Annotated in this window: 13 protein-coding genes; 4 read left to right on the forward strand and 9 right to left on the reverse strand. The window is 63.7% G+C overall.

Annotation, left to right across the window (positions count from 1 at the left end; all coding sequences use genetic code 11):
* Window positions 1-35 precede the first annotated feature (35 nt).
* The 3 genes from L0963_RS13990 to L0963_RS14000 all read left to right on the forward strand — a co-directional run bounded on the left by L0963_RS13990 (window position 36) and on the right by L0963_RS14000 (window position 3,429).
* Entirely contained in the window at window positions 36-776 is a 741-nt protein-coding gene (locus tag L0963_RS13990; RefSeq protein WP_234180149.1) for a gamma-glutamyl-gamma-aminobutyrate hydrolase family protein, read from the forward strand.
* A gap of 203 nt (window positions 777-979) precedes the next feature.
* On the forward strand, window positions 980-2,353 hold the full coding sequence (locus L0963_RS13995; protein WP_234180152.1) for an aspartate aminotransferase family protein: 1,374 nt from the start codon (window positions 980-982) through the stop codon (window positions 2,351-2,353).
* Window positions 2,354-2,493: 140 nt separating this feature from the next.
* Window positions 2,494-3,429 carry a DUF808 domain-containing protein gene (locus L0963_RS14000; protein ID WP_234180153.1) on the forward strand — a complete coding sequence of 312 codons (936 nt, stop codon included), beginning with the start codon at window positions 2,494-2,496 and terminating at the stop codon, window positions 3,427-3,429.
* 95 nt (window positions 3,430-3,524) lie between these two features.
* Here the strand turns inward: L0963_RS14000 and L0963_RS14005 are convergent, their stop codons facing one another.
* From L0963_RS14005 to L0963_RS14040, 8 genes are all read right to left on the reverse strand, one after another.
* Window positions 3,525-4,655, reverse strand: a complete 1,131-nt coding sequence (locus L0963_RS14005) for an ABC transporter ATP-binding protein (RefSeq protein WP_234180155.1) — start codon at window positions 4,653-4,655, stop codon at window positions 3,525-3,527.
* A 2-nt stretch (window positions 4,656-4,657) separates the two neighbouring features.
* Window positions 4,658-5,503 carry an ABC transporter permease gene (locus L0963_RS14010; RefSeq protein WP_234180157.1) on the reverse strand — a complete coding sequence of 282 codons (846 nt, stop codon included), beginning with the start codon at window positions 5,501-5,503 and terminating at the stop codon, window positions 4,658-4,660.
* On the reverse strand, window positions 5,503-6,408 hold the full coding sequence (locus L0963_RS14015; RefSeq protein WP_062766636.1) for an ABC transporter permease: 906 nt from the start codon (window positions 6,406-6,408) through the stop codon (window positions 5,503-5,505). The genes L0963_RS14010 and L0963_RS14015 overlap by 1 nt, the downstream gene beginning before the upstream one ends.
* 24 nt (window positions 6,409-6,432) lie before the next feature.
* A complete protein-coding gene (locus tag L0963_RS14020) occupies window positions 6,433-7,539 on the reverse strand; it encodes an ABC transporter substrate-binding protein (RefSeq protein ID WP_234180159.1) in 1,107 nt (368 codons plus the stop codon).
* Window positions 7,540-7,657: 118 nt separating this feature from the next.
* Window positions 7,658-9,049, reverse strand: coding sequence for a glutamine synthetase family protein (locus tag L0963_RS14025; RefSeq protein ID WP_234180161.1), 1,392 nt, complete (start codon window positions 9,047-9,049; stop codon window positions 7,658-7,660).
* A gap of 7 nt (window positions 9,050-9,056) precedes the next feature.
* Window positions 9,057-10,400 carry a transaminase gene (locus L0963_RS14030; protein ID WP_234180163.1) on the reverse strand — a complete coding sequence of 448 codons (1,344 nt, stop codon included), beginning with the start codon at window positions 10,398-10,400 and terminating at the stop codon, window positions 9,057-9,059.
* Window positions 10,397-11,668: an NAD(P)/FAD-dependent oxidoreductase gene (locus tag L0963_RS14035; protein ID WP_234180165.1), complete on the reverse strand. Its 1,272-nt coding sequence runs from the start codon at window positions 11,666-11,668 to the stop codon at window positions 10,397-10,399. Before L0963_RS14035 ends, L0963_RS14030 begins: the two co-directional genes overlap by 4 nt.
* A gap of 13 nt (window positions 11,669-11,681) precedes the next feature.
* Entirely contained in the window at window positions 11,682-13,028 is a 1,347-nt protein-coding gene (locus L0963_RS14040) for a glutamine synthetase family protein (protein WP_062902220.1), read from the reverse strand.
* Window positions 13,029-13,243: 215 nt separating this feature from the next.
* Between L0963_RS14040 and L0963_RS14045 the strand changes: the two genes are divergently transcribed.
* Window positions 13,244-14,563: an aspartate aminotransferase family protein gene (locus L0963_RS14045; protein ID WP_234180167.1), complete on the forward strand. Its 1,320-nt coding sequence runs from the start codon at window positions 13,244-13,246 to the stop codon at window positions 14,561-14,563.
* Between the two features lie 93 nt (window positions 14,564-14,656).
* Here the strand turns inward: L0963_RS14045 and L0963_RS14050 are convergent, their stop codons facing one another.
* Window positions 14,657-15,943 (reverse strand): citrate synthase, encoded by a 1,287-nt coding sequence (locus L0963_RS14050; RefSeq protein WP_062902222.1) that lies wholly within the window; start codon window positions 15,941-15,943, stop codon window positions 14,657-14,659.
* Between the last annotated feature and the right edge of the window lie 6 nt (window positions 15,944-15,949).

The raw sequence follows: 15,949 nt of genomic DNA on the forward strand, positions 1-15,949 counted from the left end.
TGGCGCGAGGACGCAAAACGCGGCAGCAAGGGGGCATGTCCGCGCGCCCCGTCCTCGGTATTATCGCCTGCAACCGCACCGTCGGGACAGAGGTCGCGCAAACGGTGATCAACCGCTATGCGACCGCCGCGATGCGCTACGCAGATTGCGCGGCGCTCATCATCCCGTCGCTTCCCGATCATATGCAAGCGCGCGAGATCGTCGGGCGGCTCGACGGCGTGCTGCTCACCGGAACGCCGTCGAATGTCGCGCCGGCGCTCTATGGCGATCCGGCGGAAGGCGAGGGGCCGTTCGATCCCGATCGCGACCGGATGATGATCGAGCTTGTCGAAGCGACGATCACCACACAGCGCCCGCTCTTCGGCATCTGCCGCGGTTTTCAGGAGATCAACGTGGCGCTGGGCGGAACGCTGCGCCGCGATACGTCGGCGAGCGACGAACTGCTGCACCATCACGCGCCCGACGATGCCGCTTTCGACGCGATGTTCGATCATCGGCACAAGGTCGATCTCGTCGAAGGCGGCCTGCTTGCGTCGGCCTATGCCGCGCCCTCGCTCGAGGTCAATTCGGTTCATTATCAAGGCATCGGTGCGCTCGCCGACAGCCTGGCGGTCGAGGCGCGCGCGCCTGACGGGCTGGTCGAGGCCTATAGCGCGCGGCCGAACGGCGCGCCGCTGCTCGCGGTGCAATGGCACCCCGAATGGGCGACCGACGGCAATGATCAGAGCCAGACCTATTTCCACCTTCTCGGCCGCGCGCTAAGAGGCGAACTATGAACCGCCGCGTCACCCGATATGATCGCTATCTCGCGCGGATCAGCTTTTCGCCCTGATTGGAGAACTCCCCTCCCGCTGGCGGGAGGGGCGGGGGTGGGGTGAGCCACAGGCGAACGTCCATCCTCTCGTCCTTCGGAGCGCGCTTGCGCGTGCACACCCCCAACCCCTCCCGCCTGCGGGAGGGGAGTTTCAGGATCAGAAACATGCCCCGTAATCACGACATCGCCGAACTGCGCCGTCTCGACGTCGCGTACCATCTTCCCGCGCAGGCCGACTGGGCCGAAATCGAAAAACTCGGCGGCAGCCGCATCATCACCCATGCCGAAGGCTGCACGATCGTCGATGGCGACGGCCACCGTATCCTCGATGGCATGGCGGGCCTCTGGTGCGTCAATGTCGGCTATGGCCGCGAGGAACTGGTCGAGGCTGCGGCAGCGCAGATGCGCGAACTGCCTTTCTATAATACCTTTTTCAAGACCGCGGCGCCGCCGACGGTGACGCTCGCGGCGAAGATCGCCGAGCTCACCGGCGGGCGCCTGCCGCACATCTTTTTCAACGCCTCGGGCAGCGAGGCGAACGACACGGTGTTCCGCATGGTGCGCCATTATTGGAAGCTGAAGGGCGAGCCCAAACGGACCGTCTTCATCAGCCGCTGGAATGCCTATCACGGTTCGACCGTCGCGGGCGTATCGCTCGGCGGGATGAAGGCCATGCACGCGCAGGGCGACCTGCCGATCCCCGGTGTCGAACATGTCCGCCAGCCCTATTTCTACGGCGAAGGGCAGGGGATGACCGAGGAGGAATTCTGCGATGCCTGCGTGGCTGCGATCGAGGACAAGATCTTGGAAGTCGGTCCCGAAAATTGCGCCGCCTTCATCGGCGAGCCGGTTCAGGGCGCCGGCGGGGTCATCATCCCGCCCAAGGGCTATTGGCCGAAGGTCGAGGCGGTGGTGCGCAAATATGGACTGCTGCTCGTGGCCGACGAAGTCATCTGCGGCTTCGGGCGCACCGGGAAGATGTGGGGGCATGAAACGATGGGTTTCACGCCCGACCTGATGCCGATGGCGAAGGGGCTTTCGTCGGGCTACCTTCCGATCTCGGCGACCGCGGTGGCGAGCCATGTCGTCGACGTGCTCAAGACCGGCGGCGATTTCGTCCACGGCTTTACCTATTCGGGCCATCCGGTCGCTGCGGCGGTCGCGCTCAAGAATATCGAGATCATCGAACGCGAAGGGCTGGTCGAACGCACCGGCAGCGTGACGGGTCCGCATCTGGCGAAAGCGCTTGCGCCGCTGGACGATCATCCGCTCGTCGGTGAAACGCGCTCGATCGGCCTCCTTGGTGCGGTCGAGATCGTCGCTGACAAGGAGACGCGCGCGCGGTTCGGCGGTGCCGAAGGGACCGCCGGCCCGATGGCGCGCGACGCGTGCATCGCGAACGGGCTGATGGTGCGCGGTATCCGCGACAGCCTGGTCATGTGCCCGCCGCTGGTCATCACCACCGAACAGATCGACGAGATGGTGACGATCATCCGCAAATCGCTCGACGAGGTGATGCCGAAGCTGCGGGCGCTCTAGCGATTTCTTGCCATTCCCGTTCGTGCTGAGCTTGTCGAAGCACTGTTTTCTTCTCTAGACGTGAAGAGAAGAACGGTCCTTCGACACGCTCAGGACGAGCGGGTTGAGGGCATATATATCCAGTAAAAGGATCGACCCCCATGCCATCCGGCCTTTTTGCGCTGCTCGATGACGTTGCCACGATCGCCAAGGTTGCTGCGGCGAGCATAGACGACGTCGGCGCCGCGGCGTCGAAGGCCGGCGCCAAGGCCGCGGGGGTGGTGGTCGACGATACCGCGGTGACGCCGCGTTACGTCACCGGCTTCACGCCCGATCGCGAATTGCCGATCATCTGGCGGATCACCAAGGGATCGCTGTTCAACAAGCTGGTGCTGATCTTGCCGGCGCTGCTGCTGCTGTCGACGTTCCTGCCCTGGGCGATCACGCCGCTGTTGATGATGGGCGGCGCCTATCTCTGCTTTGAGGGTGCGGAGAAGGTCATCCACGCACTGCAGAAGGACAAGACGAGCCTTGCCGAGGACGCCGAGATCGTGGCCGACAAGGATCATGAAGAGACGATGGTGAAGGGGGCGGTGCGCACCGATCTCATCCTGTCGGCCGAAATCATGGTGATCGCGCTCAACGAAGTGCTGGACGAACATCTCGTGATGCGCGGCGCCACGCTTGCGCTGGTTGCGGTGCTGATTACCATCGCGGTCTATGGCGTGGTCGGGTTGATCGTGAAAATGGACGACATCGGCCTGCATATGGCCAAGCGCGGATCGGCGGCGCGGCAGGCGATCGGGCGCGCGCTGGTTAACCTCATGCCCAGTCTGCTGGCGGCGCTCGCGACGATCGGCACGGCCGCCATGTTGTGGGTCGGCGGGCAGATCGTGCTGCACGGCCTGCACGAATATCATATCGGCGGCATCGCCGAAGCGCTCGAATCGCTGGCTCATTCGGTCGCGGGCGGACTTCCGCTCGAAGGGCTTTGGACGTGGCTCATCAAGGCGACCGGCGACGGTATCTTCGGATTGCTGCTCGGCAGCGTGATCGTCGGAGTGCTGCACTTCGTGCCGGGCAAGAGGGCCCATTGATTTCGTCATCCCGGACTTGATCCGGGATCCACCGCGGCGCCGGAAGTCATGGACCCCGGATCAAGTCCGGGGTGACAATGGTGCAAGGGTTGCCGTCAGCCCAGCAAAACCACCGGACTGTCGGCGCGCCAGTGCATGCTGACCTTGTCGTCCCAGGTGAAATCCTCCTGGTCGTGGCGCGACAGATTGGGGCGCGACACGCGTAGCCGCGCGCCCGATTCGAGTTCGATGTCGTAAAGGGTGATATCGCCGAGATAGCTCATGCCCTTGATCGTGCCGCGCGCGAAATTATGCCCCTCGGGGGCGTCCTGCGCCGCGGCGCGCACCGCTTTGCCTTCGCCCGGAACGTGCAGATAGATCTTCTCGGGCCGCAGCGCGACCCAGACGTCGGCGCCATGCGGGCCGGTCACGCCATGATTCAGATAGACGCGCCCCAATCCGGGGCAGTCGACCGCGGCGCGATCGGGTTCGTCGAGCGTCAGCTTGCCTTCGAAGATGTTCACCGAACCGACGAAATCGGCGACGAAGCGATTGGCGGGATATTCGTACAGGTCCGAAGGCCCGGCGAGCTGCGCCACGTCGCCCTTGTTGATCACCGCGATGCGGCTCGCCATCGACAGCGCTTCGTCCTGGTCGTGCGTCACGGTGACGAAGGTGATGCCGACCTGATCCTGAAGGTCGGCGAGCTCGAACTGCATCTGCGCGCGCAATTTGGCGTCGAGCGCGGACAGCGGTTCGTCGAGAAGCAGCACCTTCGGCCGCATGATGAGGCTGCGCGCCAGCGCGACGCGCTGCCGCTGGCCGCCCGACATCTGGTCGGGCATCCTGTCTTCGAAGCCGCCGAGCTTTACCAGCTCGAGCGCTTCGGCAACGCGGTCCTTGACCTCGCCGCCGCGCACGCCAGCGATCTTGAGGCCGTAGGCGACATTGTCGGCGACGCTCATGTGCGGAAAGACGGCATAGCTCTGGAACACCATGTTCACCGGCCGCTTGTTCGGCGGGATACCGGCCATGTTCTGCCCGTCGATCAGGATATGGCCTTCGGTCGGCAATTCGAAGCCGGCGATCATGCGCAACAGCGTCGTCTTGCCGCAGCCCGACGGGCCGAGCAGCACGAAGAATTCGCCCGCCATGATGTCGAGGCTGACGTTATCGACCGCAGTCACCTTGCCGAAGCGTTTGGAGATATTCTGGATCTGGATGATCGGCTTGGGCGCGTCGGTCATGGTCAGTGGGTTTCCGCAATGGCTTTGACGCCCTGAAGTTTCAGCGCGATGGCGGTGAGCAGGATGGTGAGGAGGATGAGCAGCGTCGATGCCGCGTTGACTTCGGGCGTCACCGAGAAGCGGACCATCGAATAGACCTTTACCGGGAAGGTGATCGTGTCGGGGCCGCTGGTGAAATAGGTGATGACGAAATCGTCGAGGCTGAGCGTGAAGGACAGCAGCGCGCCCGCGATCAGCGCCGGGCGCATGTGCGGGATCAGCACATCGCGGAACACCGCCCATTCGCCGGCGCCGAGATCCTTTGCTGCTTCCTCCTGCTCGCGGTTGAAGGTGGCGAGGCGCGATCGCACCACCATCGTCACGAACGGAAAGCAGAAGGTGATGTGGGCAATGATGATCGCGCCGAGATTGAAGGGCCAGATCAGGTCGGTCGGCCATTCGAGCCATTTGGCGAAAAAGATCAGGAAGGCGACGCCCATGCATATTTCGGGAACGATGATCGGCAGCGAAATCGTTCCGTCCACCGCGCCCTTCAACGGGAAGCGGAAACGCCAGAGCATCACCGCCGCGACGGCGCCGAGGATCAGGCTGATAAGCGTCGCGAGCGCCGCGATGGTGAGCGAGTTGACGAGCGCTTCGACCAGCACGTCGTTGCCGAGGGCCTTGTCATAATATTTGAAGGTGAAGCCGCGCCAGACGACGTTGCGCTTGCTGTCGTTGAAGCTGAAGATCATCAGCACGACCAGCGGCGCGTAGAGAAAGACCATGACCGCGCCGACCCACAGCCGCATCCATAAGGTGCGGCTATATTCGAGCGGCGCGCGCGGGGTGCGGGAAAAGATCGCCATCAGCGCGCCTCCGGCACCTTGCGCCGCATCGATTGCAGCGCGATCAGGATGAACATCGCATAGATGAGGATGAAAGAGAGCGCAGCGCCGAACGGCCAGTCGTTCGCCTTCTTGAACTGCCGTTCGATAACGTTTGCGATCATCTGGCTGTCGGTCCCGCCCATCAGGTCCGGCGTGAGATAGGCGCCGAGCGCGGGGATCAGCGTGATCATCACGCCGGCGACGATACCCGGCGCGGCGAGCGGCACGACGATGCGCATGATCGTGCGGAAATGCCCGGCGCCAAGGTCGAGGCTTGCCTCGATCAGGCTGCGGTCGAGCCGGTCAAGCGCGGCGTAGAGCGGCAGCACCATGAAGGGCAGATGGACATAGACCAGCCCGAAGACGACCGCGAAATTGTTGAAGAGCAGTTGCACCGGCTCCCATGTCGGAAGCGGCTGCATCCCGACGAGCGTCTTGAGCCAGCTCGCACCGTCCCACAGCGCGCCGAGCCCCTTGTTGGCAAAGCCCTGGGTGCCGAGTAGCATCATCAGTGCGTAGGTGCGGATCAGCAAATTGGTCCAGAAGGGCAGCATGATGCCGAGCAGCAGCCATGGCCGCCATTTCTCGCTTGCGAAGGTGATCGCCATCGCCACGGGAAAGCCGACGATCAGGCAGATCAGCGTAACGAGCGCCGCAACCGCGAAGCTTTTGCCGAAGATCGACAGATAGAGAAATTCGGTCGCGCGCTTGTAATTTTCGAGCGTTCCCGAAAATTCGATCTCGGTCAGGCCGCGGTTCTCGCCGAAGCTGTAGAACCAGACGATCGCCATCGGGATGACGAAGAACAGGAGGGTCCACAGCAGGGTCGGAACCGACACCGCCGCGAAGACCCGCTTGTTCGCTTTCCAGTCCTGCTCGGCCATCCCCCCGATGCCCCTTTCAGACCGTTACGACGCCCGCACCTTCGTAAAGGCTTCCTCGTAGAGTGGCTGAAGCTTTTCGTTGAACTTCGCATATTCGCACTTGGCGAGCACGTCCGCGGGCGGGAAGATGACCGGATTGTCCTTGTAGCTGTCGGGCATCAGCGCCTTGGCGGCGGCATTGGGGGTCGGGTAGAGGATCGTTTCGGTGATCTTCTTGTCGACCTCGGCATCGAGCATATAGTTGATGAAAGCGTGGGCGTTCTTCGGGTGCGGCGCACCTTTCGGAATGCACAGCGTATCCGAATTGAGCTGGCTGCCTTCTTTCGGCACAACGAAATCGAGATCAGGATCCTCGGTCATCGCCTGTGCGATGTCGCCATTATATTCGAGCACGACATCGACGTCGCCCTTGAGCAGCAGATCCTGCCCGTCATCCTCGTGGAATTTCTTCACATAGGGCTTTTGCTTGATCATCATCGCCGAAATGGTCTGAATATCCTCCGGCGTCAGCGAATTGACCGATTTGCCGAGATATTTGCCATAGAGGCGGAACATGTCGCCGGCCTCCGACAGCCAGGCCATGCGGCCCTTATATTCGTCGCTGTCGAACAGGACCTTCCAGCTGTCGGGCGCGGTCTTCACCTTCGACTTGCGATAGCCGATGCCCAGAACCAGCCAGGTGTAAGGCATCGAGAATTTGCGGCCCGGATCATAATCGACGTTCAGGAAGCTGGGGTCGATATTCTTCATGTTCGGGATCTGCGCATGATCGAGCGGCATCAGCATGTCGGCGCGCGCCATGCGTTCGACAAAGTCGTTCGACGGCACGATGACGTCATAGCCGGGATTGCCCGCCTTGAACTTCGCGAACAGCGTGTCGTTGCTGTCGAACAGGTCCATCGTGACATCGACGCCCGTCGACGCCTTGAAATCGTCGAGCGTCGTTTCGCCGATATAGGTGTCCCAATTGTAGAAGTTGAGCTTGGCCTCTTCGCCGTTGGCAAGTTTCTTGTCGCTGCCCTTGCTGCACGCGACGAGGCCGCCGAAGCTGATCCCGATTGCGGCGACGCCCATCGCCTGAAGCAGCGAGCGGCGATTGCGGCCCTGCGCGAGCAGTTCGTTCAAATCCATGGCTGGCCTCCCTGATTGTGACCGCAAGCTGACTCATTAATGTCGGCTTGAAAAGAGGCTTTTTTGCACCGCAACACGAATCCGTGACATTTTCGTGCGTCGTGGCCCAGGCAAGTCGCTATGCGTTGCGCAGATACCAGTCGTAGTCGATCGTCGGCACCGTCCCGAAATAGCGATCCTGTTCGACCCGCTTCACGATGCTGAACATGTCGACGAAGCGGTCGCCGAGATAATCGCGCATCAGCGCCGAGGCGTGGAAGCGGTCGACGGCCGCGAACCAGTTCGACGGCGGCTTGTCGTCGCCCGAGGCGTCGCGATCATAGCCGTTGCCGACGACCGCCGGACCCGGGTCGGTCCGGCTTGTCATTCCGTGATGCATGCCGGCGAGCACGGCGGCTACCGCGAGATAGGGATTGGCATCGGCGCCGCAGGCGCGATGCTCGACATGCCGGCTTGGCGGCGGCCCGGCCGGGATGCGGAAGGACACGGTGCGATTGTTGACCCCCCACGTCGGCGCTACGGGGGCGTAGCTGTTCGCCTTGAACCGGCGATAGCTGTTGGCGTGCGGGGCAAAGAGCGCAAAGCCGTCGCCGACGCTGCCGATCATGCCGCCGATCGCGTGGCGCAGCGCATCGGTGCCCTCCGGATCGTCGCTCGCAAAGATATTGCCGCCCGCGGCATCGTTGACCGAGACGTGGATGTGCATCCCGCTCCCTGCCTGTTCGGCGAAAGGCTTGGCCATGAAGGTCGCTTCGAGCCCATGTTGCTGCGCGATCGCCTTGACCAGGCGCTTGTACATGATGGCGTCGTCGCAGGCGCGCAGCGCGTCCGGCTTGTGGCGCAGCGTCAGCTCGAACTGGCCCGGCGCAAATTCGCTGATCGCGCTTTCGAGCGGCAGGCCCTGCACGTCGGTCGCCGCATAGAGGGCGTCGAAGAAGGGACGAAAGTCGTCGAGTTCACGCAGGCCATAGACTTCGACATTGCGCGGCGTGTCGCGGCTGTAGCCGGGGCGGGCGGGGCGCACAGACCCGTCGCGCGCGCGGCGCGGGTCGAGCAGGTAGAATTCCAGCTCGACTGCAAGCACCGGGGTCAGGCCGTCGGCGGTGTAGCGGTCGATCACGCGGCCGAGCACATGGCGGGGATCGAGGTCGTGCGGCGTGCCGTCGAGTTCATAGAAATCGACAAGGAACTGCGCGGCCTGATCGCCGCCCCACGGGGTGCGGACAAGGGTGCCGGGGATCGGCTTCATCGATCGGTCGGCGTCGCCATCTTCCCAGACAAGGCCTGTTTCGACGGTGTCCTGCCCAGTGATGTCGACGACGGTGATCGAGCCGGGGAACATGCGTCCGCTTTCATAGACAGCGAGCACTTCATGTTGGCGCAGCCGCTTGCCGCGCGGGACGCCGCCCATGTCGGTATAGATCATCTCGATCGAATCGATGTCGGGATTGGCCCGGAAGAATTCCTCGGCCTCCGCCCGCGGCGCGATCACGCCCGACGACTTCGCCATTGCCCCACTACTCCTTCAGCGCCTTGATGCAGTCGGCGAAGCCGCCGACCAGCCGGTCGATCTGGTCGTCGCCGGTCACCGGGCTCACCAACATCATATTGTGAAATGGCGCCAGCAAAATTCCCCGGTTGGCGAGGAAAATGTGGATCGCGGCCTCCAGCGCGGGGTGCATCGCCGCCCTCGCCTCGCCGCCGCTGCGGGGCGGGACGGGACAGGTCAGAAACTCGACGCGGGCGCCGACCTGCGTGACGTGCCAGTCGAGCGACGCAGCGGCGATTTCGCGCTCCAGCCCCGTGACCAGCCGCGCGGCACCGCGCAGCATGGCGTCATAGGCGGTGGGGGTGATGACCTCGCCGAGCATGACGTCCATCGCGGTGATCGCAAGCGCGTTGGCGGAGAGCGTCGTGCCGATGCCGCTATGCCCCGGCGGGCGCGCCCGGTTGAGCGCCGCCATGCGATCCGCGACCGCGACGCTGAAACCATAAACGGCGCACGGCACGCCGCCGCCGATCGACTTTCCGACGACCATCAGATCGGCCATCGGGCCATGCGTGCGGGCATGGCCGCCATAGCCCGACGAGATGCTGTGCGTTTCGTCGAAAACCAGCAGTGTGCCCGTCTCGTCGCACAGGCTGCGCAGCGTTTCGAGGAAGCCCGGCGCGTCCTGCACCATGCCGACGTTGGTCATGACGGGTTCGGCGAGGACGCAGGCGATATCGCCGCCGCGCAGCGCGGCGGCAAGCGCGCCCGCATCGTTGAACTCGATCACCGTCGTCGTGCCGCGAAGATCGTGGACCTGGCCGATCAGGCTGGCGCGCATCACCGGCGCGCCGTCTTTCAGATCGACGAACACATCGTCGACGGCGCCATGATAGGCGCCGTTGAAGGTGAGGATTTTCGGGCGCCCGCTGATCCCGCGGCACCAGCGGATGACGGCGCGATTGGCTTCGCTCGCCGTGGTCGTCACCTGCCATTGCGGAAAGCCGAACATGGCCGAAAGCTTCGCGGCCAGCGCGGCACCGCGGGCGGTGGGCAGCATATAGCTCAGCCCCTCGGCCGCCTGCCGTGCGAGCGCGGCCGCGAGCGCGGGCGGCGAATGGCCGAACAGGCTGGCCGTGTCGCCAAGGCAGAAATCGTCATAGGTCCGCCCGTCGATGCTGGTCAGCGTCGCGTCCTTGGCCGAGGCGGCGACGATCGGGGCCGGGCTGGGCCAATCCTTCATCCAGTGGAAGGGCACCGACTGGAACCAGCCGGTCGCCGCGGCCTGATGCGCGAAAGCGTGCGGGTTGTCGGCGCGGAAACGATCGGCCTCGCGCGCGGCGACGCCGGCGATGGCGGCGTCGGCGATCATCCCAGCCTGTCTTTCAGTGCGTAATAGAGAAGGCCCAGCGTCGCGAGCGGGCGGCGCAGCCATTTGCCGCCGGGGAAGGGGCGCGACGGCAGGCTCGCGAGCACGTCGAAGCGTTCGGCGGTCCCCGCCAGCGCCTCGGCGATCAACTCGCCGACGGTCGTCGTGATCAGCGCGCCATGCCCCGAAAATCCGTGGGCGAAAAAGACGTTCCCGCGCCGCCCGATATGCGGCAGCCGGTTCATCGTCACCGCGACCGCACCGCCCCAGCCATAGTCGATCTTGGTATCGGCGATCTGCGGAAACACCGCGACCATGAACGGACGCACGAACGCGGCGATGTCGCGCGGCGGCGTCTGCGAATAACGCTCGCCGCCGCCGAAGATCAGGCGCTTGTCGGCCGACAGGCGGAAATAGTTGAGCACGAAACGGCTGTCGGCGACCGCGGCGTCGCTGGGCAGCAGTGCATCGGCGTTCGCGAGCGGCGCCGTCGCGATATTATAGTTCATGATCGGTACCGTGTAGCGCCCGAGGTCGGGCTCGACCTCGCCGATCCAGCTATCGGTGGCGTCGATGACGTAACGAGCTTCGATGATGTCCCGTGTTGTGAACAGCCCGCTCGATCCGTCGCTGAAGTTTACAATTTGTTCGACGCGTTCATTCTCCAGGATGCGCACCCCCATGGCCTCCGCCGCCTTCGCTAGGCCGATGGCATAATTAAGCGGGTGGAAATGGCCGCCCTGCGGATCATGGATTCCACCATGATATAAGGGGCTCGAGATATGCGCGCCCATCGCGGATTTTGTGACGACTTCGGTTGTATAACTGAAGCGTGTGTCGAGAAAGGCGGCTTCGCGTTGCATGGCGTCGAAGTCTTTCGGCGTCCACGCTGCCTCCAGATGGCCCGCTTTTAGGTCGCAATCGATGCCATGGTTTTCGATCCGCGCTTTGACGCGATTGTTGCGCCAGCACAGGTCGAACAGTGCATCGGCGCGCTCGCGGCCGAACTCTTCCTCCAACTCGGATGTAGTCCAGCGCAATCCCGGTATCAGCTGCCCGCCGTTGCGCCCCGAGGCCCCGAAGCCGACATGCTCGCGCTCGATTAGGATCACCGAAAAGCCGCGCTCCGCGCAGGCCAAAGCGGCCGAAAGGCCTGTGAAGCCGCCGCCGATCACAGCGACGTCGCACTCCAAATCGTCCGCCGTTGAACGAAGCGGCCGCCACGGATTCGCCGTCGCGGCATAATAGCTGTGGCTCAGCGGGTCGGTCATGGCGTCGCGCGCGTCAAACGCGCATCAGCAGATGTTCGCGCTCCCAGCTCGACACCACCGACTGATAGTTGAACAGCTCATAATCCTTCACGGCGTAGAAGATTTCGAAAAAATCGTCGCCGAGCAGGTTGCGGACCTTCTTGCACGAGCTGAACCGGTCGAGCGCGGCTTCCAGCGTGCGCGGCAGGGTGCGGGCGCGGTTATAGGCGCTGCCGGTGATCGGCTTGGGCGGAACCATGCGGTCGATCATGCCGATATAGCCACAGACGAGCGAGGCCGCGATCGCCAGATAGGGATTGCTGTCGGCGCCGGGCAGGCGGTTTTCGACGCGGCGGTTATTCTTGTCGGACACTGGGATGCGAAAGCCGCATGACCGGTTGTCGACGCCCCACTGGACGTTGATCGGCGCCGCGCTGTCGGGACGCATCCGGCGAAAGCTGTTCACATTGGGCGCCCACATGGGCGAGATTTGCGGCATGAAGCGGATCAGCCCCGCGACATAGGATCGAAAGGCCGCGCTGTCGCGGCCGTTGGCGGTCGCGAACAGGTTGCGCCCCGTCTCGGCATCGACGACCGATTGGTGAATGTGCATCGCGCTTCCCGGCTGACCGGCCATCGGGTTCGCCATGAAGGTGGCATAGACGCTGTGTTGTTTCGCGACGTTGCGGACGACGCGTTTGAAGAGAAACACCTCGTCGGCGAGCCGCAGCGGATCGCCGTGCATGAAATTCACCTCGAGCTGTGCGGCGCCCATTTCGTGGATCATCGTGTCGATATCGAGCCCCATGAGCTCGCAATCGTCATAGATATGATCGATGATATCCTCATATTCGTTCATGGCTTCAAGGCCATAGGGCTGGCTCGCGGTTTCCGCCCGGCCCGACTGGCCGGTCGGCGGCGTCAACGGAAAGTCGGGGTCGGTGTTCTGCGAGACGAGATAGAATTCGACCTCGGGCGCGATGATCGGCTTCCATCCCTTGTCCTGGTAAAGGCCCAGCACCTTTTTCAGGATCGTCCGCGGCGCGATATCGACCTCGGTCCCGTCGCCATTATAGGCATCGGCAATGACGAAGGCCGTCGGCGAGGTGAAGCCCGGCGCGACGCAGATGGTATCGGGGTCGGCAAGCAGGATCTTGTCGGGATCCTTGTCCCAGATATCGTCGATATCCTCGGGATAATGGCCGTCGATCGTGCAGATGAAGACGCTGCCGGGGATACGCAGCGACTTGTCCTTGACCGAAGCGAGGAATTTCTTGGCGGGCAGAACCTTGCCGCGCTGGACCCCGTTGATGTCGGGAACGATACATTCGACTTCGTCGATATTATGGTCGCTGATCCATTGTTCCAGATTGACTGACATGCGCCCCCGATTGGGCCGAGGAGCCGGCCCGTTTGTGGAAGGTGCAGCGTATAGCGAAGTCCGCCGGAGCGCCAGAGGGGCCGTTATCGGTCATTTCGGGCATTGCCAGTCGCACGGTAGCTCGCCAGATTGCGCCCAGATTACGCATCGTCATTGCGAACGGATTGCCGCGTCGCCTTCGGCTCCTCGCGATGACGATTCTTGGGAAGAGGAACATGACGATGCAGGGTGACAACGACCAGCTGGCAAGCTTCTGGATGCCCTTCACCGCGAACCGTTCCTACAAGGCCCATCCGCGCCAGCTCGTCGCAGCGAGCGGGATGTATTATCAGTCGGGCGACGGGCGCCGGATCCTCGACGGCACCTCGGGCCTCTGGTGCAGCAATGCCGGCCACTGCCGGCCCGAAATTGCCGAAGCCATCGCCAAGGCGGCGACAACGCTCGATTTCGCGCCGACCTTCCAGCTTGGCCATCCGCTGCCCTTCGAGCTGGCGCAGCGTCTCGCGGCGCTGATGCCCGAAGGGCTCGACCGGATATTCTTTACCAACAGCGGGTCCGAATCGGTCGATACCGCGCTCAAGATCGCGCTCGCGGTGCAGCGCGCGAAGGGGCAGGGGACGCGCACGCGGCTGATCGGGCGCGAGCGCGGCTATCATGGCGTCGGTTTCGGCGGAATCAGCGTCGGCGGGATCGTCAGCAATCGCCGCACCTGGCCGGGGCTGCCCGGAACCGATCATCTGCGGCACACGCACGATCTGGCGCGCAACGCCTTTACGCGCGGTTTCCCGGCACACGGCGCCGAACTCGCCGACGACCTTCAGCGGCTCGTCGACCTGCATGGCGCCGAAACGATCGCGGCGGTGATCGTCGAGCCGATGGCGGGATCCACCGGCGTGCTGATTCCCCCGGCCGGTTATCTCCAGCGGCTGCGCGAGATCTGCGACCGGCATGGCATCATCCTGATCTTCGACGAGGTAATTACAGCATTCGGCCGGGTCGGCGCGGCGACCGCTGCCGAGGCGTGGGGGGTGACCCCCGATATCATCACCATGGCGAAAGGGCTCACCAACGCGGCGGTGCCGATGGGCGCGGTCGCGGTGAAGAGCGAGCTGCACGACGCGGTGATCGAAAGCGTGCCGGGCGGGATCGAGCTGTTCCACGGCTATACTTATTCGGGCCATCCGCTTGCGAGCGCGGCGGGGCTCGCGACGCTCGATCTTTATGCGCGCGAGGGGCTGTTCGAACGGGCGAACGAACTCGCCGGCTATTGGGAGGATGCGGCGCACAGCCTGAAGGGGCGGCGCCACATCATCGACATCCGCTCGATCGGGCTTGTCGCCGGCATTGAGCTCGAACCGCGACCCGGCGCCCCGACGGCGCGGGCGATGGAGTTGTTCCACGCCGCCTTCGACAATGGGCTTCTGGTCCGCGCGACGGGCGACATCATCGCGCTGTCGCCGCCGCTGATCGTCGAAAAGGCGGAGATCGACGCGATGTTCGGCAAGCTTGCCGAGCTTCTGGAGCGCATCGATTGACGGCTCCGCTCTGGCGGGCGCACAAAAAAGGGACCGCACATGCGGCCCCTTTCTGCAATCGGTTCTGAACCGGGACAGGCTCCCGGTCCGTCCTCAGCGCTTGTCGACCGGGACGTAGGCGCGCTGCGTCGGGCCGGTGTAGAGCTGGCGTGGGCGGCCGATCTTCTGCGCGGGGTCCGAGATCATCTCGTTCCACTGCGCGACCCAGCCGACGGTACGGGCGAGCGCGAACAACGCGGTGAACATCGTGGTCGGGAAGCCGATCGCCGACAGGATGACGCCCGAATAGAAGTCGACATTGGGGAAGAGCTTCTTTTCGACGAAATAATCGTCGTTGAGAGCCATTTCCTCAAGCTGCAGCGCGACGTCGAAGACCGGATCGTTGACCTTGAGCGCGGTGAACACCTCGCGCACGGTTTTCTGCATCACCGTCGCACGCGGGTCGTAATTCTTGTACACGCGGTGGCCGAAGCCCATCAGGCGGAACGGGTCATCCTTGTCCTTCGCGCGCGCGATATATTCGGGGATGCGTTCGGGGCGGCCGATTTCGCGCAGCATGTTGAGCGCGGCTTCGTTGGCCCCGCCATGCGCCGGTCCCCACAGGCAGGCGATGCCCGCCGCGATGCACGCGAAGGGATTGGCGCCCGACGAACCCGCAAGGCGAACGGTCGAAGTCGACGCATTCTGCTCATGGTCGGCATGCAGGATGAAGATGCGGTCGAGCGCGCGGACGACCGCCGGATCAACCTCATATTCCTCGGCCGGAACGCCGAAGGTCATGCGCAGGAAATTATGCGTGTAGCTGAGGTCGTTTTGCGGATAGATGAAGGGTTGACCCACCGAATATTTATAGGCCATCGCCGCGATCGTCGGCATCTTGGCGATCAGGCGGTGGCTCGCGATCATGCGCTGGTGCGGATCGTGGATTTCGGTCGAATCATGATAAAAGGCCGACAGCGCGCCAACGACGCCGCACATGATCGCCATCGGGTGCGCGTCGCGGCGGAAGCCGCGATAGAAGGTCGCAAGCTGTTCGTGCAGCATCGTGTGGCGCGTGATCGTGGTATCGAACTTCGCCAGCTCGTCGCCGCTCGGCAATTCGCCGTTCAGGAGCAGATAGGCGACCTCCATGAAGGTCGAATGTTCGGCAAGATCGCCGATCGCATAACCGCGGTGGAGCAGGACGCCTTCGTCGCCGTCGATATAGGTCAGCTTCGACTCGCAGCTCGCGGTCGAGGTGAAGCCCGGATCATAGGTGAAGGCGCCGGTCTGGCCGTAGAATTTGCGGATGTCGACGACGTCGGGACCGACGGTGCCCTTCAGCACCGGACTCTCGACAATCTTGTCGCCCAGGGTGATTTTCGCGGTCTGGTCGGTCATATTTTT

It is taken from the genome of Sphingopyxis sp. NFH-91 (assembly GCF_021401285.1).
GTDB classification, from domain to species: Bacteria; Pseudomonadota; Alphaproteobacteria; order Sphingomonadales; family Sphingomonadaceae; genus Sphingopyxis; species Sphingopyxis terrae_A.